The organism is Pseudovibrio sp. Ad5, from assembly GCF_001623095.1.
Classification (GTDB): Bacteria; Pseudomonadota; Alphaproteobacteria; order Rhizobiales; family Stappiaceae; genus Pseudovibrio.
Genome location: NZ_LMCH01000061.1, coordinates 138921 through 159984, shown reverse-complemented (window position 1 = coordinate 159984; position 21064 = coordinate 138921). Strand labels below are relative to the sequence as shown.

Annotated in this window: 23 protein-coding genes; 7 read left to right on the top strand and 16 right to left on the bottom strand. The window is 52.2% G+C overall.

Translation table 11 applies throughout. The annotated features are described in order from the left end of the window. Positions 1 to 2: 2 nt before the first annotated feature. On the bottom strand, positions 3 to 1124 hold the full coding sequence (locus PsAD5_RS18770; RefSeq protein WP_057465941.1) for a saccharopine dehydrogenase family protein: 1122 nt from the start codon (positions 1122 to 1124) through the stop codon (positions 3 to 5). Positions 1125 to 1367: 243 nt separating this feature from the next. Then, entirely contained in the window at positions 1368 to 1847 is a 480-nt protein-coding gene (locus PsAD5_RS18765; protein ID WP_057465942.1) for an Lrp/AsnC family transcriptional regulator, read from the bottom strand. A gap of 249 nt (positions 1848 to 2096) precedes the next feature. Here PsAD5_RS18765 and PsAD5_RS18760 point away from each other — a divergent pair, with 249 nt between their 5' ends. Continuing rightward, complete coding sequence (locus PsAD5_RS18760) at positions 2097 to 3200, top strand: zinc ABC transporter substrate-binding protein (protein ID WP_063293187.1); 1104 nt, start codon at positions 2097 to 2099, stop codon at positions 3198 to 3200. A 221-nt stretch (positions 3201 to 3421) separates the two neighbouring features. Here PsAD5_RS18760 and PsAD5_RS18755 read toward each other — a convergent pair whose 3' ends face one another. Further along, positions 3422 to 3922, bottom strand: a complete 501-nt coding sequence (locus tag PsAD5_RS18755) for a MarR family winged helix-turn-helix transcriptional regulator (protein ID WP_063293186.1) — start codon at positions 3920 to 3922, stop codon at positions 3422 to 3424. A gap of 146 nt (positions 3923 to 4068) precedes the next feature. Between PsAD5_RS18755 and PsAD5_RS18750 the strand changes: the two genes are divergently transcribed. Next, on the top strand, positions 4069 to 4947 hold the full coding sequence (locus PsAD5_RS18750) for a DMT family transporter (protein WP_063293185.1): 879 nt from the start codon (positions 4069 to 4071) through the stop codon (positions 4945 to 4947). Positions 4948 to 5015: 68 nt separating this feature from the next. On the opposite strand, the gene PsAD5_RS18745 is transcribed toward PsAD5_RS18750, so the two are convergent. The 5 genes from PsAD5_RS18745 to PsAD5_RS18725 all read right to left on the bottom strand — a co-directional run bounded on the left by PsAD5_RS18745 (position 5016) and on the right by PsAD5_RS18725 (position 9924). Beyond that, positions 5016 to 5252, bottom strand: coding sequence for a hypothetical protein (locus PsAD5_RS18745; RefSeq protein ID WP_057465945.1), 237 nt, complete (start codon positions 5250 to 5252; stop codon positions 5016 to 5018). 197 nt (positions 5253 to 5449) lie between these two features. Continuing rightward, a complete protein-coding gene (locus PsAD5_RS18740; RefSeq protein WP_063293184.1) occupies positions 5450 to 6940 on the bottom strand; it encodes a hypothetical protein in 1491 nt (496 codons plus the stop codon). Positions 6941 to 7242: 302 nt separating this feature from the next. Next, positions 7243 to 8730: a flavin-containing monooxygenase gene (locus tag PsAD5_RS18735; RefSeq protein ID WP_063293329.1), complete on the bottom strand. Its 1488-nt coding sequence runs from the start codon at positions 8728 to 8730 to the stop codon at positions 7243 to 7245. An 11-nt stretch (positions 8731 to 8741) separates the two neighbouring features. Continuing rightward, positions 8742 to 9212, bottom strand: coding sequence for a cupin domain-containing protein (locus PsAD5_RS18730; protein ID WP_084406004.1), 471 nt, complete (start codon positions 9210 to 9212; stop codon positions 8742 to 8744). Positions 9213 to 9639: 427 nt separating this feature from the next. Then, positions 9640 to 9924 (bottom strand): putative quinol monooxygenase, encoded by a 285-nt coding sequence (locus PsAD5_RS18725; protein ID WP_057465947.1) that lies wholly within the window; start codon positions 9922 to 9924, stop codon positions 9640 to 9642. Between the two features lie 212 nt (positions 9925 to 10136). Between PsAD5_RS18725 and PsAD5_RS18720 the strand changes: the two genes are divergently transcribed. Further along, positions 10137 to 10493, top strand: coding sequence for a winged helix-turn-helix transcriptional regulator (locus tag PsAD5_RS18720; RefSeq protein ID WP_063293183.1), 357 nt, complete (start codon positions 10137 to 10139; stop codon positions 10491 to 10493). 101 nt (positions 10494 to 10594) lie between these two features. Here PsAD5_RS18720 and PsAD5_RS18715 read toward each other — a convergent pair whose 3' ends face one another. After that, positions 10595 to 10840, bottom strand: coding sequence for a hypothetical protein (locus PsAD5_RS18715; protein WP_057465949.1), 246 nt, complete (start codon positions 10838 to 10840; stop codon positions 10595 to 10597). A 247-nt stretch (positions 10841 to 11087) separates the two neighbouring features. On the opposite strand from PsAD5_RS18715, the gene dusA reads away from it, so the two are divergent. Both dusA and PsAD5_RS18705 read left to right on the top strand, forming a co-directional pair. Continuing rightward, a complete protein-coding gene (gene dusA, locus PsAD5_RS18710; RefSeq protein WP_063293182.1) occupies positions 11088 to 12134 on the top strand; it encodes a tRNA dihydrouridine(20/20a) synthase DusA in 1047 nt (348 codons plus the stop codon). A 136-nt stretch (positions 12135 to 12270) separates the two neighbouring features. Further along, positions 12271 to 13092 carry a sulfite exporter TauE/SafE family protein gene (locus tag PsAD5_RS18705; RefSeq protein ID WP_057465977.1) on the top strand — a complete coding sequence of 274 codons (822 nt, stop codon included), beginning with the start codon at positions 12271 to 12273 and terminating at the stop codon, positions 13090 to 13092. A 78-nt stretch (positions 13093 to 13170) separates the two neighbouring features. Here PsAD5_RS18705 and PsAD5_RS18700 read toward each other — a convergent pair whose 3' ends face one another. The 4 genes from PsAD5_RS18700 to PsAD5_RS18690 all read right to left on the bottom strand — a co-directional run bounded on the left by PsAD5_RS18700 (position 13171) and on the right by PsAD5_RS18690 (position 16262). Next, a complete protein-coding gene (locus PsAD5_RS18700) occupies positions 13171 to 13869 on the bottom strand; it encodes a retropepsin-like aspartic protease family protein (protein WP_057465978.1) in 699 nt (232 codons plus the stop codon). Next, positions 13854 to 14075: a DUF1289 domain-containing protein gene (locus tag PsAD5_RS27700; RefSeq protein ID WP_206599745.1), complete on the bottom strand. Its 222-nt coding sequence runs from the start codon at positions 14073 to 14075 to the stop codon at positions 13854 to 13856. Before PsAD5_RS27700 ends, PsAD5_RS18700 begins: the two co-directional genes overlap by 16 nt. A 40-nt stretch (positions 14076 to 14115) precedes the next feature. Next, the gene (locus PsAD5_RS18695) at positions 14116 to 15288 is read right to left on the bottom strand and encodes an alpha/beta hydrolase (protein WP_063293181.1); all 1173 of its coding nucleotides are present in this window, start codon (positions 15286 to 15288) and stop codon (positions 14116 to 14118) included. 155 nt (positions 15289 to 15443) lie between these two features. Next, the gene (locus PsAD5_RS18690) at positions 15444 to 16262 is read right to left on the bottom strand and encodes an adenosylcobinamide-GDP ribazoletransferase (protein WP_063293180.1); all 819 of its coding nucleotides are present in this window, start codon (positions 16260 to 16262) and stop codon (positions 15444 to 15446) included. A gap of 301 nt (positions 16263 to 16563) precedes the next feature. On the opposite strand from PsAD5_RS18690, the gene cobT reads away from it, so the two are divergent. Continuing rightward, positions 16564 to 17592: a nicotinate-nucleotide--dimethylbenzimidazole phosphoribosyltransferase gene (gene cobT / locus PsAD5_RS18685; protein WP_063293179.1), complete on the top strand. Its 1029-nt coding sequence runs from the start codon at positions 16564 to 16566 to the stop codon at positions 17590 to 17592. A 168-nt stretch (positions 17593 to 17760) separates the two neighbouring features. Here cobT and PsAD5_RS28360 read toward each other — a convergent pair whose 3' ends face one another. The 3 genes from PsAD5_RS28360 to PsAD5_RS18670 form a co-directional block, all read right to left on the bottom strand. Next, positions 17761 to 18117 (bottom strand): GFA family protein, encoded by a 357-nt coding sequence (locus tag PsAD5_RS28360; protein ID WP_208860398.1) that lies wholly within the window; start codon positions 18115 to 18117, stop codon positions 17761 to 17763. Positions 18118 to 18215: 98 nt separating this feature from the next. Further along, positions 18216 to 18572, bottom strand: coding sequence for a GFA family protein (locus tag PsAD5_RS28355; protein ID WP_208988701.1), 357 nt, complete (start codon positions 18570 to 18572; stop codon positions 18216 to 18218). A 47-nt stretch (positions 18573 to 18619) separates the two neighbouring features. Continuing rightward, positions 18620 to 20170 carry a sensor histidine kinase gene (locus PsAD5_RS18670; protein WP_275078135.1) on the bottom strand — a complete coding sequence of 517 codons (1551 nt, stop codon included), beginning with the start codon at positions 20168 to 20170 and terminating at the stop codon, positions 18620 to 18622. A gap of 204 nt (positions 20171 to 20374) precedes the next feature. Here PsAD5_RS18670 and PsAD5_RS18665 point away from each other — a divergent pair, with 204 nt between their 5' ends. Next, the gene (locus PsAD5_RS18665) at positions 20375 to 21019 is read left to right on the top strand and encodes a glutathione S-transferase (protein WP_082826840.1); all 645 of its coding nucleotides are present in this window, start codon (positions 20375 to 20377) and stop codon (positions 21017 to 21019) included. The last annotated feature ends 45 nt before the right edge of the window (positions 21020 to 21064 follow it).

Sequence of the window (21064 nt, the reverse complement as noted above, 5' to 3'; positions counted from 1 at the left end):
CATCAAGCTGCGATCTGACGCCCCGGTGTTTCGTGATCAGAACCACCGTTGTTGTAAAGGCCGCCGAAGCGATTGGAGAGGAAGTCATCCAGGTTGATGCTCTCCTGCTTCACAAAGCCTTTGGCGTTCAAACTACCATCCATGAGCAGATCCAGCGTGGCACAGATGCTGGCTGCCGTAGTGATCTGAATACCGCTCCAGTGCTTGCCCATGATCTCGCGGTCATTGACCACGTGAGAGTAGGACTTCTGCTGGAACCGACCATCTTTCATGCCTGTGGCGGTGATGAAGATGAGCACGCGGTCCTGCATGGTGACCGGAATGGAATCTTCCATCACTTCTTTCAGCAAATCACGCTTGTTGATGAAACCCAGATCCTTCAGCAGCAGCTCCATGATGTCCCGGTGCCCCGGATAACGGATGGAGAGATAACGCAGGCTCTGCACCTTGTCCTTCAGCGTCTCAGAAAGAGAGCCTAAGCCACCAGAGGTGTTGAAGGCTTCATAATCAACGCCATCCAGAGAGAAATGCTGCAGACCGGCCAAAGCTGGCACCTTGGTCAACTCACCGTTCTCGATGGCGAGGCATGGATTGCAGTACTCGTTGATCAGGCCATCGGTGGACCATGTCAGATTGTACTTAAGCTTGTTGGTCGGATAGCGGGGCAGGGCGCCCACACGCAGATGCAAGTCTTCAAGACTGTCAAACTGCTTTGCAAGATCATATCCGGCAATGGATACAAAACCGGGTGCGAGGCCGCATTGCGGAGCAAACGCCTTGTTGGCGCCTTCTGCAATCTTCTCCACTTCAGCAGTGCTGGCCACATCTTCGGTCAGGTCAAGATAGTGACAGTCTGCATCTTTTGCGGCCTGCGCAATCACCGGCGTCAGGAAAAACGGTGCAGCTGAAATAACTGCGTCGCATCCTTTAAGAGCTTCTGTGAGTTTTCCCAGATCACTCACATCCAGTGCTTCTGTTGTCACATGCGGCACGTCCAGCGCACTCAGCGCTTCCACACTCTGGTCCAGTACCTTGATCTGATAATCACCTGAACCTTGTAACAATGCAGCGATCATCCCACCGATCTTACCTGCACCCACAACAGCAACATGATGTCGGCTCATAAGCCCCTCCAAGCTTGTTTCGATTGACGAGAAGTCTACGTGAAAACACTGCCGGAGTTTATGGGGCAACTTGACGAAATGACGTTTTATTTCGTGTAAATGACGGTAACTATGTCATATTGACATTAAAATTGTAAATATGACGATTTTTACGTGCGGTGCTCACACGATTCGTGTTTGAGAAAACATGCGAGGAGTGCCAATTAAATCGAATGGGTGAAGTATACGAATGCGCAGGAGCTGTTATTTCTCAAGGCTATAGGTATTTTGAGGCATGAAAGGCCGTTGCCTCTCAAACTTCTTCGTCAGCACGATAGAGGACCGCGTGCGCTCAACACCTGGAATGGCGGCAATTTCGTCCAGCACGGCATCCAGCTCTTCCAGACGGTCAGGCTCCACAATCAGGCAGAGGTCAAATTCACCAGAAATCGTCAGACAGCTGCGGATTTCAGGGTAGGACTCCAACTGCGCAATCAGTTCGCGTGAGCGTTGCTGCGCTACGGAAAGCATCACAAGAGCTTGAACCCGCTTCTGGTCTTCTTGGTCTCCCAAAATCGCCGTATAGCCGATAATGATGCCTTTGCGCTCAAGCCGGGCAATGCGCTCTTGAACCGTTGAACGGGCAACGTCCAGCCGGCGTGCAATAGAAGACACCGGTTCCCGAGCGTTTCCCTGCAAGATGGCAATTAGCTTGCGGTCCAGCTCATCCTTAATCTCGGCCATAGAAAGTCCTTTGAATTTTGCGGCAATATAACAGGCATCTCGTTAATTTGGCAGTAGGATCAGGCAAAACTAACAGTTTACTGGCTGAGAGCTGAGTGAACCTGCTGAGATTAATAGGGTATTTACCCCGTCATTTTGAGTTTTGCCCAGTCTTGCATAAATCGCAAAAAGGCCGTTGCACTCCAAAATATGTGACGTTATAAAGTAACAAATCGAATGTAATATTATAACAAAGTGGTTGTGGGACGTATGAAGCATCTCTTAGGTTCACTAAGCATTCTCGGTCTTCTTGCCGGAAGCGTATCCTTTCCTGCTCTGGCTCAGGCCGAGGTCAATGTGGTGGCATCTATCAAGCCAATTCACTCTCTTGTAGCAAGCGTGATGGAAGGCGTGGGCACGCCTGATCTGGTGGTGGAAGGGGCAGGCTCTCCGCACACTTACAGCTTGCGTCCGTCAACAGCTCGCAAGATCGCCAACGCAGATGTGGTTTTCTGGGTAGGTCCTCAGTTGGAAAGTTTCCTTGAAACCCCGCTTGAGAACCTTGCCGACGGCGCAACCATCGTGACACTGAAAGATGCCCATGGTCTCACGCTCCTGAACTTCCGTGAAGGTGGCAACTTTGAAGGTCACGACCACGGTGATCATGCTGGCGAAACCGCTGAAGAGCATGCCAAGCACGCTGGTGAAACTGCAGAAGAACATGCAGAACACACCGACGAAGGACATGAAGATCACACCGACCACGATCATGAGAAGCACGAAGAACACGCTGATCATGAAAAGCATGAGGAACATGCTGACCATGAGGCGCACGATGAGCGTGGTGATGAAGCCGTAGACATGCACATCTGGCTGGATCCGCAAAATGCGATCGCCATGCTGCATGAGATTGAAGAAACTCTCTCCAAGGCCGACCCTGCAAACGCTGCCAAGTATGCAGCCAATGCAAAGGCGGAAGCAGAGGAGATCACCAAAGTCTCCGAGACGCTGAAGGCTGATCTGAAAAGCAACCGGACCAAGCCTTTCGTGGTGTTCCACGATGCCTACCGTTATTTTGAAGAGGCCTATAACCTTAATGCGGTTGGCTCAGTCACAGTCAGCCCGGAAGTGCTGCCGGGAGCAAAGCGTTTGTCTGAAGTTCGCCAGAAACTGGAGGGGCTGGGCGTCAGCTGTGTCTTCTCTGAAGTTCAGTTCAATCCGCGCATGGTTGCAGTGCTGAAAGAGGGAACAGGCGTCAACTCTGCAGAACTCGACCCTCTTGGATCAACGCTGGATTCAGGCCCACAGCTATACACCAAGCTGCTTAAGCAAATGGGTGGTGCCTTCAACACCTGCCTTTCCGGCAACTCATAATTCTAAGAGATAACAAGAACAATAGGTCAGAACAGGCAGTGCAATGTGAACGAGCACTGTCTGTTTTGTATACCCCCAACTCAGCCACAGGCGGCCAGCGCAACTGCAAAGACCTCACCAGTTTTAGCAAGTGCCAGTTTTAGCAAGTGCCAGTTTTAGCAAGTGAATGTGCTAGAAAGAAACGTGCGAAGGCAGTTTGCCTGCCCCATGCTTAAGGCAGATTACATCGTGCCGTTTTCTTCAAGCCTGTGGCTCCATCTTTCCAAAATACCCTCAAGCGCGTCCCGGTCTTCTGGATCCAGAATCTTGAGCATCTCTGCTTCCATCTCAAAGTGCGCGGCGGCTGCTTCCTCCACCAGAGAGCGGCCTTTGTCCGTTAAATGGATCATCAGAGCCCGGCGATCTTCCGGATTGGGATTACGGCGCACCAACCCCAGCTTTTCCAGCTTATCGAGGCGACTGGTCATGGTGCCAGAAGTCAACATGCTGGATTTGGTCAGCTCGGTCGGGCGCAGTGCGTAAGGCTCACCGCTTCGCCGCAGCGTTGCCAGAACATCAAAATCACCCGTTGCCAGACCAAACTTCGCAAAGTTTGCAGAAAGATCTTTGTTGATCTGCATGTTGAGGCGCATCATCCGGGCCAGCACATACATCGGGCTGGCATCCACCTCAGGATATTCGCTCTTCCACTGGCGCACGACGCGCGCAACGTGATCAGTCATGGTCACTCTCAATAATCTGGCTTGCAGCATTACAGAGGTATATTGCAGAGGAATTACTTGAGATCAAGATACTTGACGGATCTGCGTATATATCCTAAGCATCAGATTGAATTAATTTGAGATCAAGATAATTGAGGTCGAAATATATGCTTGTTCAGCTGCGCACGGCGCTTACGCCCGCCATTTGGGGCACCACCTACGCCGTTACAACGTTGCTCTTGCCAGCAGAAGACCCTGTCTGGATGGTGGTCTACCGCCTGTTGCCCGCAGGCTTGTTGTTATTGGCGTTTGCTCCGGGCTTGCTTAAAGGTCCTTGGGTCAAGAGAGCGATGACCATCGGCCTGACCAATCTCTCCATGATCTTCTTTGTGTTCATCGCCGCTTTCCGCCTTCCAAGCGGAATGGCCGGAACTCTTATGGCAACACTGCCCTTGCAGATCATCTTTTACATCTGGATTCTGGACGGCAAGACGCCGGTTGCCCGCCAGCTCATTGCATCTCTCATCGGTTTGTTCGGTGTTGGCATGCTGCTGCTGGGCGCTGTTGAACTGGACTGGATCGGCATTGGTGCGGCAATGGCCGCCTGCCTGAGCACCTTCACAGGCGTTTACCTCAGCGGCAAATGGGGCAGACCAGATGTCAGCATGGTAACGTACACAGGCTGGCACGTCACATTAGGCGGCCTCTATGCCGTACCAATCGCACTTGTTTTGGAAGGCGCAGCTCCTGTGCCGGACCTGAACATGGCACTGGCATTCTTCTGGATCGGCATTTTGGGAATGGGTCTGGCTTCGGTCAACTGGCTGAAGGGGATCGTACAGCTCAACCCAACAACCATTGGCTTCCTGTCTCTGGTCAATCCGGTATCCGCGGTTTTGTGCGGTCAACTGTTGGTTGGGGAGCAGTTTGGCTTACGCCAGTGGGTCGGCATTCTCATCGTATTGGGAAGTATCGTGTTTGCGCTGAAGACACCCAGCGCTGCAAAGGCCGCGGCACAAACCAAAGATGCGGCTGCAACCAGTTAGAGCGCATTCCCGAAAGGGGACTCTGATTTTCAGATAAGAATAAGCGCTCCAAACTGAAAAACTAAGGATTAGCGCAGGTAAGCGATATAAGCATCCTGCGCTTTTTGCATGGCCTCAACCTTGTCGTTGACGTCTCCTTTGCACACAACACCATTGTGATGCAGCTCCCACCGCCATGGCTTACGGGCTTCATCATCACCTTCGCGATGAACCCGCATGCTCATCTCGGTATTGAGAACGCCTGTCCCTACAGTGTGATCCGGAACATTTCTCCAAAGCTGTCGCCACTGAAACTTCTTGGACATAGTTATCTAACACCCGATGTTCTTACTATGTTCTCATTGTGAAATGATTCCATTAAAATTCTCCTAACGGATGTTAAGGATTAAATCTGAGAGGGCATGAAAACAGCCCAAACACGGGGTTGGGCTGCTCATTTTTTGATGAAATTTTCTGTTCCCAAACACCACGTCTTAAGCGATGTCTTGCATGGAAAACCAGATTATCTGCTCGGTTTTGGTGGCGCCTTGACCTTACCGTCTGGGGAGACCGTACCTTTGGAACCGCCTTCCAGATCGAAGCGGTAGGCGTCTCTGTTCACGGCATCCTCTTCGGCTGTTTCCAGCTTAGTCTCAAGCTGATCAACAACTGCCTCACTGGAGATCTCAAAGCCCTTGCCCTTGATCGGCTCGGAGAACGGTTCGGTATAAAGATCAGACCCCCATTGAGGCTTCAAACCGTGGTTGGCAGCACCCAGGTTTACCTCAACAGCAGAGTGGTGCTCATCGCCAACCAGATATCCGGTCGCCAGCCATCTGCCCAGTTCCTTCACCTGGTTCTCGGCATTGTCACCTTCCAGCCCCAGTTCCTTCATCACCCCTTTACCCAGCAGGCGAATGCCGGTGAGGAAGCGGTCTGTGGTACCGGACGGACCAGCAACGGTTGGTTTGTTGTGCAGGTCCGCATCCTTGGCAAAGCCTGTGCCGTCTTTAACATCCCAAACAGAAAAACCGGGCTGGTGTTCAACAATAACCTTGTCCTTCGGCATCTCACCGGCTTTGACAGGTTTGTTTTCTTTGAACTGGTAGTCTTCTCTGTCGTGCCGATTACGCGGGTTGGTCTTCGCAAAATTAATCTCGCGTTCTGTCAGGCGTTTGTTCGCTTCCAGATCAGCAGCCGTTGCCCACGCACCATCGCCGCCTTTCTTGCCGCGCTCACGATACTTCCGCTGGTTCGCTGTCAGGCTCTGACCTGCCAGTGCATCATTCTGCGGAACGGGTCCGTCAACTTGGTCACTGCCCGGCACTTCGCCGTAGAGCTCTGGGTTCTCCGAGGCGTTTTGCTTGTTCTCGTTCCGATAAGTGTAAAGCTTCAACTCATCTGGAGCAGTGCTGTCCGGTCCAGCGCCACGAGGGCGGCCAAACTTGAAGCTGTGCAAGTAATCGATGTCGATGATGTCTTTCATCTTCTCCTGAAGTTCGGGGGAGTGATAGATCTTCTCCATGGCCTTTCGGAAAGCGGGGGAGTTGGACAAATCGAAATAGGCCGTGCCTTTTTCGCGGATTGTCACGTCGCTATCTTCTTTGCCCTTCTTGGCACCGTCGACAATCTTGGTAAAACCACCAGCACCCAGCTGACCGACAACACCGTATTTCGGATTGTCGCCCGTATAAGCCTGCATGGCATCCATCATACCTTTGAGCTCGTCGTCACCTTCAAGCCGCGTGAACACGGTCACAATGCTCTTGATCAGACTGTCAGCTGTCTTGTGTGCTGCCGGACTATCAGAAGCAATCTGCGCCATCGATGCTTCAACGGCTTTGTTGTCAGCAACGCTCAGCACATCAGCCTTGGGCATGCTGGCTTCTATTTGCTCAGCCTGCTGCACACTATCAGGAAAATCGATACCAAGATGCTGACATACGCGTTTCGCCCAGCTCAGCTCGTCTTGATTTCCTGAACTCTCAGGTTGTTGTTGTGCACCACCCAGCATCGACACACTCCTCAGACAGATGACCATTTATTCTCATCTCACGACAATGTCTGGGCCGTGTTGCATGGGGTTTAAAATAATCGATAAAATGTTGAGAGGGGCGTTCACAAAGATCACAATGGTTATATCGGCATTGTTATGTTGCAAGTGGTTTGATTAAAACGCCGCTGATCACCGTTTAAAGGTGGTTCTCCAGCACCTTCAGCAAAACTGAAGGCACTGGAGAGACATTTAGAGATTATACGCGAGAAACAACCATTTAGCGCTACAGGCTTAACAGATGACGGTGTCTCACGATGTTGTTATTGTGCAAGATACTGCGGAGCTGACTTAAGGTAACCCCCATAGGCTTGCGCATTGGGATAAGAGAACTGCTCCGCAACAGGATTACTGCGCTTGCGTTTGGCCGCTCCAATATCTTCCAGCAGTTCGTCAAAATGCTTGAAGTGGAATGGAGCTGAGCACAATCCGCCATAAACCTGAGCTGCAGGTCGGTCATCGCGCCGCCAATCCAGCATCTCATCAATATTCTGACGCATCTGTCCATCCGTTGGTTGCTTCTCCAGCTGCCCATCCGCATAGCGCACCAGCCAGTTGGCAATCATCTCTGCAGAAAGCACCGTGCAGAAGCTGGAATTGAAGCCCACAAACCCCATTTCTGGCAGGTCAGGGTTTACAGAAAGACGGTAGGTCCGATACTGCCCGTCCTCTTCAATCAGCTTGTCACGAAACTCTTTTGCCAGATACGGAATGCCCAGCTTCCACCCCACAGCAAGCACCGAAACATCACAGCCCACTTTATCGCCGCTTGTCAGTACTGCCTGACCATCTTCATAATGATCAATCGTGCCTTGAACCGGCTTGATAACGCCGCTCTTGAACCCTTCAAATAGCCCGGGAGTGACAATGGGAATAGAGCAGGAAATGTCCTTCTCAATCGGCACTTTCGGCACCATATCCCACTTCTTCAGCCCCAACTGAAGTTTCAATAACATCTCAAGACCACGGAAATTCGCCCAAATCAACGGTTTCGCAATCGCAGCCATTGCCTTTTGCAGCGGATTTCTGCCCCAGCTGTTGAACTGCAACTCCTGTGCCCGCATGTAAAGCAGCCGTTTGAAGTTGATGCCACCCACAAAATACGGCACCCGCCACACTGGCTCACGATACACCAATGTCACCTGAGACGCCCCGTTTTTCGCCGCGTTCACCGCCACATCTGTTGCTGACTTGGACCCGCCCAGCACCACCACCCGTTTGCCCTTAGCAACGGAAGGGTCGGTATAGTCGGATGAGTGCATGACATGTCCGCCCTGCGCTTCAAAGCTGTCCTGTCCCGGATGGCTGATAATGTTCTTTTCAGAAAACTGTCCCGTTGAGATGACGACAAAATCGAAGTCTTCTTTGCGAACCTGCCCCGCAGCATCGAGCGTAAGTGTCCATCCTGGCTGGCCGTCCTCCCGGCGGTCCATGGAAAGGACCGACGTATTCAGCTGAAACAACCGATGCAGCTTGTGCTTGCGAGCATAGGAATGCAGATAAGCATGCACTTGCGGCCCCTTGGGCCATTCCGGATACTCCTTGGGCATAGGATGATCCGTATAACAATACAGATCTTTTGGAGACTGGGTCTGCACCCCCGGATAGGATCTGGAAAGCTCCCAGACCCCGCCAAAATCGTGGGTGCGCTCATAGCCGAACACCCGGTGCCCACGTTCGTCAAAGGCTTTGGCAGCCGCAAGACCGCTCACGCCGCCGCCAATGACGGCAACTTTCTTCTTCTTCACCATGTCAGCCACCTTTATTCCGCTGGTGGCGGTAAGAAGTCGACTTCATGCAAGGTAGAGATGCGCACAAGCTCTTCTGGATCTGTTACGCCGTCCAGGGCCTCAAACAGATCATAAAGCTTGCGGGAAGGGGCCACGCCAAACACACAGGTTGCTTCATCGCCGGAGCGGTTGAAGATCCCATGCGCAATTCCGCGTGGCATTCTGATTGTGTCTCCCGGTCCGGCTTTGTGGCAAGCTTCCCCAAACTCCACCTCAAGGGCACCAGTCAAAACTGTGATCCACTCATCCTGTGTTGGATGAATGTGCGGTGGCACAAAGGTCCCGTCCGGAATAGTTGCATGCCAGATAAACACGTTCTCGGTCAGCACTTTAGGTGTGTATGTATGGCCAACAACATTCCAGCTGGTGTTGTCATTAAGGCCTTCCCCCACAAGCGTCACACCTTGCGAAGCACCTTCTGGCATCAAGACTTGATCAGACATAATTTCCCTCCTCATCAATAGAATAAAGTGGCTGCTTAGCTCTGATTATTTATTTTGAAAAATTATCAATCTATCTCCGCAATACCTTCGTCATGAATACATAGAAATACTAGGAAATCAGGCGGCGTTGGTCAGGTTTATCTCGCATCTGCGAGATAAATAGTTACCTGGTCTGGATAGATTCTTTTTTAAACTTAAAACAATGATATCTGCGAAGGGAGATAGTTCAAGCTTAAAATGTTGTGGGGCTCTACAAACTATCGATTTTGGAGGATGAAATCAAAAATGTAGAACGCATAGGGAAGGACGTAACCAGCGGGATTTGCTGGGATTCGTCTGAGAAGGTTTCGGTTTTTACAATGTGCGATAAAATTATGCAGAGCCCTCACAACATTGGAAAGACTCTGCAAAATACTCGTAGCAGCTGTTAGATGCGTGTCATCTCGTTCACAGTAAACGCGTCAACGGCGCCCTCTGTTGCCACCATGTAAGCAGCCAGATGCGGGGCATTCATGTGCTCCTGCCACAGCTCACGGGTCTCCCAGTTCTCATAGAACATGAAGTGACCAGAATTTTCATTATCCACGTGCAGGTCATATTGCAGGCAACCAGCTTCAGCGCGCGTTACCGCAATCAGCTTCTCAAGCTCTGCCTTCACAAGATCTTCTTTGCCCTTAGCGGCATGGATATTGGCGACGATGGTCAAGGTCATAGGAGCAATCCTCTCTTTGTTTTGCTGGCAGAGAACCTATATAGTCGCTATATTAATAACAAGTACGCACAATTTTGGCCTATAGGTACAAGAAGTATACTAAGGCGTGCTCCCGAAAAGTGGTTCCGGTTTTCGGATAAGAGTACGTGCAAAAAAGGCTTAGAGCCTGTTGCTTGAATGCATATGAAAGCAACCTGCTCTCAGGAGATAATATGAGTGATAAAAACCAACGCTTCGAGCAATACAATTGCAGTCAGGGATGTCCGGTAGAAGCTGCACTGGAGCTGATTGGCGGCAAATGGAAGGGCGTTATTCTCTACCATCTGATGGAAGGGACACAGCGCTTTGGCGAGTTGAAAAAACAAGTCGGAACAGTCACTCAGCGTATGTTGACCAAACAATTGAGAGAGCTGGAAACCGACGGTCTGGTCTCCCGCAAAGTCTTCGCTGTGGTTCCGCCTCACGTAGAATACTCACTCACACCAAAGGGCGAAACTCTACGCCCCATTATCATCGCACTGCGCGATTGGGGCATCGATCATGCTGTACGGGAAAAGGAAGAGGCCTGAACGACGAAGAAAGAGCATATCAACCAGAATGAACATGGCGTTCAAGCCGGGATACGCTCAAAACATAAGACATAATATGGCGTAGGGGTAATCTGGCTTCTTTAATGGCCCTCACCAAACGGCCATGAAAATGGCCAGAAAAACGGCCCAAGCCCAACCGTGCAGAAAAACAGGAAGTAAGCACCAACCATGCGCACCAGATCCAGCTTATAAAGCGCCAGCGCCGCCTCATAAAACACGTAGGCACTAAACACCATAAACCCAACCCCAAGCAGCACTTGCACGCCCAGGATCACCAACTCCTGAAAAGACCGCGAAGCCTCCGGTTGTGTCACACCACCACCCATATCTCAGCCTTTCTCCATTCCAAACACACCCAAAACCCTACCAGATCCCACAATCACTCACACCCCACAATGTTGTGTGTGGGGAGGATATGACCCGGTGATGTTTGATAAGGACGGCAGCCCAAAAGTGATGCCCCATTCATTCCGTCATAGCAGTCCATTCCTACGTTTCTGGTGGGGCTGACTTGCCAATTTGGTGCAGAAAGGGCAAAAGACTGCGACTTGAGGCAGTTTGAGACCGTCGTGAATGACTGAAGCAACAAAAAAACTCTATAATATCAACCAATCCGTCTTTGCAGTCGCGCCGATGCTTGACTGGACGGACAGGCATTGCCGTGCGTTTCATCGTGTTCTTTCAAAGAACTCGCTGCTTTATACCGAGATGGTCACCACTGGCGCCTTGATCCATGGCGACAGGGACCGTCATCTTCGGTTTTCTAAAGATGAGCAACCAGTTGCCTGCCAGTTGGGAGGCTCTGATCCCCAAGCACTGGCCGAGTGTGCCAAGATGGTGGAAGACTGGGGCTATGATGAGGTCAACCTCAACGTGGGCTGCCCGTCTGACCGGGTACAGTCCGGCAAATTTGGTGCCTGCCTCATGCTGGAACCTGAATTGGTAGCAGAGGGCATTGCCGCCATGAAGGATGTGGTGTCTATTCCCGTCACCACCAAATGCCGCATTGGGGTGGATGATCAGGAACCGGAGGAAGCGCTGAATGCGCTGGCAGATAAAGTCATCGCAGCTGGCACGGACGCACTGTGGGTGCATGCCCGCAAGGCCTGGCTGAAAGGCCTGAGCCCGAAGGAAAACCGCGATGTGCCACCGCTGGATTACGACCTTGTCTACCGGCTGAAGCAGCGCTTGCCGAACGTGTTTATCGGCGTAAACGGCGGTGTAGCCACATTGGAAGAGACCTCAGCGCATTTGGAAAAGCTGGACGGCGTCATGATGGGCCGCGCAGCCTATCAAAACCCTATGCTGCTGGCTGAAGTGGACCGCGTGGTCTACGGCGAAGCCATCGACACAATCTCGCCGGTTGAAGCGATGGACATCTACCGCAGCTATATCGAGGATGAGTTGACGGCTGGCACAAAGCTGGCGTCAATCACCCGCCATATTTTAGGAACATACCAAGGCGTTCCCGGTGCTCGTCATTTCCGCCGTATCATGACGGTGGATGCAAACAAGACAGGCGCTGGCATTGAGGTGCTGGAAGATGCACTGGCCGCCGTATCACACCATCAAAGTGTAATGCGCGAAGCACGCGAGCAAAAAGAGGCCGCATTGATTTAAAGCGCACTCCCGAAAAGTGGCTACCGGTTTTCGGACAAGAGTGCGCTTGAGGGATGCGTATTCCCGAAGAATGGACGCTAGTTTTCGGACAAGGGTACGTGTAGAAAAATTCGTTTGGAATTGAGGAGGGGGCAGCATGGACATGATTTCAGCGTCTATGCTGGGTTTCGGAGCGGCATTGGTTGCCTCCGGCGCACTAGCAGGTTTTCTGGCAGGATTGTTTGGTATCGGAGGCGGCGCAATCCTTGTGCCGGTTCTCGTGACCATTTTAACAGAAGTGGGCGTTGATCCTGACGTCGTGGTCCACATCTCGGTAGCATCCTCTCTGGGAGTGATCGTACCAACGTCTCTACGGTCTTTCTTCGCACATAAAAAGAAGGGCGCCGTGGATCTGTCTTTGCTGAAAAGCTGGATCATTCCGGTGCCTATTGGCGTGCTGCTGGCATCTTATGTTGCTGCGCTCGTTTCAGGGGATACGCTCAAGGGCATCTTTGCAGTGATCGCGTTCGTGGTCGCCATGCGCATGCTGTTCAACCGTGAAAGCTGGAAGCTGGGCAACGATATTCCGGGCAATCCGGTGCGTGCGCTCATTGGCGTGCTGATCGGCTTCTTCTCAACGCTCATGGGCATCGGCGGCGGCGTTATGAACAACACCTTCATGACCTTGTTTGGTCGCCCAATCCATCAGGCTGTTGCAACATCCTCCGGTGTTGGAGTGTTGATTTCAATTCCGGCTGTCTTCGGCATGGTTGCCGCAGGGTGGGGCGCACCCAATCTGCCGCCGTTCTCTGTTGGCTACATCAACCTGCTGGCCGTGGCGCTGATCATTCCAATCACAATCTATGTGGCCCCACTGGGCGCGCACTTCGCACACAATCTGCCAAAGCGCAAGCTAGAGGTCGCGTTCGGTGTCTTCCTGCTCATCGCTTGCGCCCGGTTTACCTTCAGCCTGCTGTAAGCCAGCCCCTCTTAGAAACAAGAAAAGCCGCTGACAGTGATGTCAGCGGCTTTCTTTTATCTGATATCAGATGATTGTTTAGCGGGCCTTCAGGATCAGCTGATTGCCTTCTACGCGCCAACTGGCAAACGTGTTCAGGGCGCTCATGCCCAACAGGCTGGTGGAGAGCATCTCCTCCTGCGCCACAAAGGCAGGCACATCGTTTAGGTCCCAGTCTCCAATCTGCATGTCCTGCAAGCGCACACGGGCCACAAAACCCATGCCGTTGGCAGTCGAAACCGGTGTTGTGAAGGACAGGTTTTGCGTATCGATGCCAACCCGGCGGGCATCGCCATAAGACAGAGTGATATGGGAGGCACCTGTATCCACCAGCATATCGACAGAGGTGCCATCCACCTGCGCATCAATGAAAAACTGATGGTTGATGCCGCGAGAAATCACCAGTTCGCCGCTTGCTGTTTGCGAGATGGAGCCGGGGAACAGCTCGGACATCACACGGTCACGAACGGTCATCAGCTCATAACGGTACGAGTAGCCGATAATCAGCAGCAGAGCCAAACCACCCCAGAAGATGACTGCGCCAAAAACTTCGCGGAATTTTGGACGGCGGATGAGCACGCCCATCCCAATCACAATCCCCATGGCGAGCAGGGCAACGAGGCGCGGCCCGTCCTCCTGAAACTTATCGCCCAAAAACTCAGGTGTTCCAAGGTAACCAGTCGCAACGCCAATCACCATTGCGCCAATAAGGATGACAAGGCCTATCGTCCAGCGCATTGCACATCCTCCTGTGTTACTGTGAGAAATCTGGCTTTCCGGGCAGGGAGCTTTGCCAGCACATCATGTTGAGCTTGCGTGGAGAGGGAACCCCATCCGGAAATCTCACTCAAAAGGCGCCAACAGCTCACGCACATCCTCCGGTCTTCATCCAGCTTACACAGTTTTAAACAAGGGCTGGCGGGTGGTTCTAAAGTGACTGACAAAATAAAGTCCTACAAAATCGCTGGGGCTCCAACGCGCGTCTTAAGGGCGCGTTGAAACTGATCCGGGTGTGCTCACCACAATCTTGGCTGTGTGGCCAAGGAACTCGGTAAAGCTGCGTCCGGCATTGCCAAGGCGCCCGCCAATACCTTGTTTGTTTCTGTTCTGCTTGCCCTGTTCAAGCGCTTTGACGAGTTGAGGGCCAAACTGAGCAAGCTGCGCATACTTGTCATGGTTGATCGAATCTTGTGACTCAACCTCTGTCAGATCAATAACAACAATGCCAAGTTTGGTCAGCCTTTCATCGTCTTCCACATCACCAACACGCGCTTTACCACCCGCAAGCCTGCGAGAGAAGCGCAGTGCCCGGTCATCACGCGAGACCAGAACGAAAACAGGGTTTGCTCTGTACCCAAGAGAGGTAATCATTGTTTCGAAAACATCAATATCGATGTCAGGAGATGCCATGACAACGGTGACTTTTTTATTCTTCAAAAGCCCTTTGCCCTGAAGCTCCATTTGCCTCAAGGTCTCCAGAAGCAGCAGGTTTCCAAGAGAATGAGCCACAATCGTGATACGCTGCGCATTGGAATTGGTCAGATCAATGAGGACTTTCTCCAGTCCATCTCGCGCAATGGCAACACTGTTGGTGTCATAAATATAGTCTGTGAGATAACCCGCTGAGGCCCAGGTGAACAAAATGGGCAAGCGGTTTGCTTTTGCATCAGCTGCCATTTGCGCCAGTCTGAAAACACCTTCAGAAAAGCGGGTGTTGTACCCATGAATAAACAGCACTGCCTCACGCTCTTTCCCGGTGCGGGTTGCAAGCTCGCGGTTTATCTCTTTCTGAAAGGCGGCATTGCCATCAATGTAAGAGGCTTGGCGCACCACAAAATCAGTGTTCGGGTCGCCTGGAAGGGACGAAGGCCATGCAATCCGACCCGGTTTATGGGTTGGCGGAATGGAGATGGTTGCCGACCCAAAGTCCACGCCTTCAGAGCGTTCTGAAGAGTAAAGTTGGTGAGGAACGTCAGAGCGTGCGCGTGTGGTGGCGATGAGCATGCTGACTTCTCTGGTCCCCGGCGCTTCCTCTAAAGAAACGCGCAAGGCATCTGGTCCGGGCCGGGAGGCACAACCAGCAAGGACGGCAGCGGCCAGTGCAACAGTGGCAGCGCGTTTTAATGCAGACAGTGCGCAAGCAAAAGAAAGCTTCATGATTTCTCCGAGCCCGTAAGGTTCAATCAGTAAGACAAACGTGTTCTAGGCAATCAATGCGCGTAGAATAAAGCTAAAATGCTAGCAAAAGATTGCACAATGATGGTTTCTTAAAAGCGCCGCTCCGGTTTTCAGGCAAGAACATGCAGCAGGCTCTAAAGAGCAAGGACGCCCAGCAGGAAGCCCAGTGAACCAACTTGTTGCGCAGCCCCCAAAACATCACCAGTGATGCCCTTGATTTTTGCCAGAGACAGTTTTGCTAAGGCACCCACCACCACAAAGCTGAATGCTGCCCCAAACGCCACCTGCCAGAAGCTGAGGTAGAACAAGCTTATGATCAGCAGTGGCAAGGCAAAGCCCGCAGCCCAGGAGACGGCACTGTTCTGGGGGATGCCAAAGCGGGTGGATAGTCCGCCATGATAAGCAGGTGGCATCGTGTTCCAGATCCAGATCATCCCAACCCGGCCAGTCGTTTCCGCTGCCAGATAGCCAAGCGCCGCGCCCATGCCGCCAAATCTCTCCAGCAACATGGAAAGCAGCAGCCAGCGCAGGCTCAGGGAAAGCACAAGTGCCACTGTGCCGAAAGCCCCGATACGGCTGTCTTTCATGATCTCAAGCCGCCGCTCAGCCGTATGACCTCCAAAGAACCCGTCAACCACATCAGAAAGGCCGTCTTCATGCAGGCAGCCCTGCACAGCCGCCGCCACAGCCACCGCCAGCAACGCAATAATGGCAGGCGACAGAGCGCTCTGGGAGAGTATGAGCAACACCAGCATGCTTGGCAGTGAAATGACAACACCCGCCAGCGGAATGCTGCGTGCGCGCGTACGAAAATCCGGTGCTGTGTTCAAATCATCCCAGCTCCCAAGTTTCGGCGGGGGAATGCGGGAGAAGAAGCGCACCAGTTCCGCCACCTCGGCCAAAATGGAGGAAGGTGTGGGAAGAGAATCTTCTGAATGTTTGTCGTCGGACATGATGGGTTCTCACAGAAATGAAACAGGCATGAAATACCGCTGGATTCAGTTAGAACAACAATTTGTAGTTTGCAAAGCCGTGGAAACCACAAATAGTTGATAAGTCTCATTTGTATTCTGCTTCCGGTGGCTTATAGATCTGCGCAATCAACAAAGCGCAAAAATTCATTTTGCGGGTCAATTAATGCGTATCTCCGAAAACTGGAAACCGGTTTTCGGATCAAAGATACGCGGAAACAAAAGCTAAAGTAGTTCAACCGATCCAACCTGAATAAGAACTGCTTTAAGTTCGGAGAAGCGTATGTCTCTTGCAACGTCTGCACTGCCATTCGATGATATCAGAAACCTGGTGGGCGCAATGCCCGGTCCAAGCCTTGAAGCGATTGAGGCGGTGAAGAAACGCGATGCGCAGTTGACGAAGCCTCAAGGCTCTTTGGGCCGTCTGGAAGAGTTGGTGGAATGGCTGGCAGCCTGGCAGGGCATGCCAATGCCAAAAGTCACCCGCCCACTGGTTGCTGTGTTTGCCGCAAACCATGGCGTTGCCGACAAAGGCGTTTCTGCTTTCCCGAAAGAAGTGACCGCACAGATGGTCTCCAACTTTGCAGCGGGCGGCGCAGCCGTAAACCAGCTTTGCATTGCGTATGACCTTGGCCTCAAAGTGTTTGAACTGGCGCTCGAAATGCCAACCCCGGACATCTCTGAGGAAGACGCCTTTGAAGAATCCGAGTGCGCAGCAACCATGGCCTTCGGCATGGAAGCGATCTCCGGTGGGACGGATCTGCTCTGCCTTGGCGAAATGGGCATCGCAAACACCACTGTAGCTGCTGCCATCTTCTACGCGCTGTTCGGCGGCACTGCAGAAGAGTGGGTTGGCCCAGGCACTGGTGTTCAGGGTGATGCGCTGAAAAACAAGATTGCTGTTGTTGAGCAAGCTGTGCAGCGGATCGGCGGACCGGGCAAAGTTGAGCCTCTGGAAGTTCTGCGCCGGATCGGTGGCCGCGAAATCGCAGCAATGGCGGGTGTTATTCTTGCAGCGCGCATGCAGCAGGTTCCTGTCGTTGTTGATGGCTTCGTCACCTCCGCCGCAGCTGCCATTCTTTACAAGATGGACAAGACTGCGCTGGAGCACTGTGTGTTCTCTCATGCCTCCGCAGAGCCTGCACACCGCCGCGCCCTGACCGAGATGGGTGGCAAGCCTCTTCTGGATCTGGGCATGCGTTTGGGTGAAGGCTCCGGTGCAGCCATCGCAGCTGGCATCATCAAAGCAGCAGCAGCAACGCATGCAGGCATGGCGACCTTCGCTGATGCAGGCGTTGCAGCTCAGGACTAATTTGAGAATAGCCCCTCCGCCGAGGAGGGGAATAAATTGAAAAAAAAAGGCCGCCTCACTCAGACGAGTTGAGGCGGCCTTTTTCAATTTCAGCAAATAACGCAGGAAAAACGCTTTCCTTTCAAACCAACGCACATAGCAACGCAAACGTGGGTTTGATGAGCTGCGCTAATCGACAAAGCGCCACGTATCCGCGCCATCAAAGTGGCGCACACGGATGTCTTTCACATCCTCAGCAGGCACCAGCCGTGTGTTCACCGCCATTTTATCCCCGTCAGGATCAACCGGCGCCCAGTGCGTGGTGTTCCCGCACGTTTTGCAGGTATGGAACTCAAGGCCCTTGTCGCCCCACAAATACGTAAAGGTCGCGTCCGGCTCTTTCTCAATACTCACGTTCTTGGGTGAACCATGCGCCCAGATGGTGCCGTAGCGACGACAGGCAGAGCAATTACACTCCGTCAGCCACTCTGGTTTTTCACGAAATTCAAACTTAACTGCACCGCAATGGCATGAGCCACGTAACATGTGTTTCTCCCCGTAAATGAATAGGTAAATGAATAGAAGTGTCGATCCGCAAACCCAAAGCAAAGCAGGGTGCAGGATCACGATGAAAAGGGAATGGGTTAATCCAGAAACTGCCCCGTATCAGCACCGTCAAAATGTCGGATAGGGATATCTTTCACATCCTCAATCGGCACTAGGCGTGTGTTGACTGCCATACGGTCATAGTCCTCGTCCAGATCGGACCAGTGAGTGGTGTTTCCGCAGGTTTTACAGGTATGGAACGCGATCATCTTATCACCCCAAATATAGGTGAATGTCGCATCAGGAGCTTTTTCAATGCTCACATTCCTGGGTGATCCGTGCGCCCAAACAGTGCCGTAACGACGACAGGCAGAGCAATTGCACTCTGTCAGCCATTCTGGATTTTCACGAAATTCAAATTGAACTGCACCGCAATGGCATGAACCACGAAGCATACATCCCCCCAATATGCGCACCTAGAACAAATTAGGAACGTATACCCTTAGCCTGCACGAAGCAAGGGCTCTCTATCCTTGCGTGTACTCGGGTCTGGAGTGGGGATCGGGTCGATATGGCTCAGCACGCGCTTGGCTGGCAGCGAGATTGTCGCCTGCGTTCCTTCACGCAATTTGGAGGCCAGCTTGAACTCGCCCTCATGCATATGCGCCAGCGCTTGCACAATGGAAAGGCCAAGGCCGGTGCCTTGCTCCGCATCCTGAATGGCCTGCGTGCCCTGACCAAAAGCCTGCAGCACCACAGGGATCTCTTCCTCAGGAATACCAGTACCTGTATCGCTTACACTGATGTACTGACCGCCTGAATTGTCGATGCCCACATGAATTGAGATTTCTCCCTCAGGAGGCGTAAACTTCACGGCATTGGTCAAAAGGTTCAGCACCATTTGGCGCAGGGCTTTTTCATCGGCCCAGACTTTGCTCAGACCACTCTCGTAGATCTCATGAATCTCGATGTTCTTCGCCGCTGCCCGCATATGCATCATGTGCTTGCAGGCCGCTGCCACGTCACGCAGACAGACTGGTTCCTCCTGCAACTCATAGCGGCCTGCCTCAATGCGCGACAGGTCCAGAATCTCATTGATCAGATTGAGCAGATGCTCACCAGACTGATTGATATCCTTGGAGTAATCCAGATAGGTTTTATTATGCATCTGGCCAAGAACTTCGTCTTTCATCACCTCAGAGAACCCGAGAATCGCATTCAGAGGTGTGCGTAATTCGTGACTCATTGTCGCAAGAAAACGTGTTTTAGCCAGGTTCGCTTCCTCAGCACGCCGCCGCGCTTCCTGAGAAATTGCATTCACCTGTTCCATCTCGGAGATCAGATGGTCCTTCTCTGCACGGTATTCCAGCAAGGTCAAAGCAGAGTTATGCAACTGTTTGCTGAGGATATAAAAGAACAGCTGCGCCCCAATCGCCATCATCCCCATCGCATAATGAGGCATGCTGTCATACTGCCAGAAACTGAAGATCAGTGCGCCCGTAATCGGGGCCGTGGCAGCCAGCAAAGCGCCGGGGAGAGGGGACGACAACATGGTCGCCATGGCAATGACAATCAGCATGGTCGCAAACTGGAAAACGCCAAACCCGTAATCCGTGTTGAACTGCAGGTTTCCGATGAAAAAGATAGCCCAAACAATGCCATAGAGCATATCACCAGCAAAAAGTTCTCTGCGAATTGAGCGCAGATCACCTTCCTGAGCTAAGCTTTTTTCCATCCGTTTTGTAGAAAGAAGAATAAGGGAGTGAGCGATCAGCATGGCGGCTAGCCAGCCTCCGGCCACTTCCACAGGAAGCCATACACTTGAGATGGTCGCAGCCACAATGGCGATCATCGGCATGGCGTAGGCCACGGACAATCTGTTCTTCACGAACATCAAAATAAGATCAGCATCAAAACTGGGTCTCACGCCCTCAACGGTGCCAAGACGTTCGCGAGCATCCGTTACGGTACGTGCAACCTCGCGCCGGCGATTTGCTCGGGCACGATTAATAGTTGTTTTGTCCTTACTATTCTGCGACGATCCGTTGTTCATGTATTCTCGGCCTCTGTGTGCCAATAGATTGACGGGATACTTGCTCTTTTGACCAGAATGAACATGATCTCTTAAGATTGCTCTGATTCATAAGGTTAATGTTGAGTTTACAGGGTCTAAAAAATGCTAGGTTTTTGCCCCATTTTGGGACAGATTCTCTTTTAGATTGTAGGGGCAACAGCTCGTGGTTGTTGGGAGGCACCGTTGAAACTTTATAGCCATAGGCAAGCACCTAACCCTTTTCGCGTCACTCTGTTCCTTGCTGAGAAGGGCGTTAAGGTTAACACTGCCTACGTAGATTTCATGCATGGCGAATTGAAGGCAGATGAGTTTAAAGCGATCAATCCGTTTCAGCGATTGCCCGTGCTCGTGCTGGAGGATGGAACAGCGATATCCGAAAGCTGTGCCATCTGTCGCTACATAGAAGAAATGAACCCACTCAAGCCTTTGCTGGGCCAGACGGCCAAGGAAAGAGCGCTGATTGAGATGTGGAACCGGCGCGCTGATCTGAGGCTGTTAAGTCAGATTTCTCAGGTATTCCGCCACACCAATCCGGCCATGGCTCCGCTGGAGCAGCCGCAGATCAAGGAATGGGGAGAGGCGAACAGACCTAAAGTTCTGGAGACACTGGCCATTTTTGATAGGCAACTGGCAGACAATCAGTTTGTTGCCGGTGACCGGTATTCAATCGCTGACATCACATTGTTCGCAGCAATCAACTTTGCTCGCGTAATTAAGCTGCAAGTCCCTGAGGAACTTGGTAATCTACGCAGATGGTATGCAAAGATGACAGAGCGCCCGGGTGTGCAGGCAGCCCTTCAGGTGATGAAAGAGACCTCCAGCGCTTAAGAGAGCGCATTGCCGCGTGCAGGGTTTGTGTAGAGCAGCCCATCC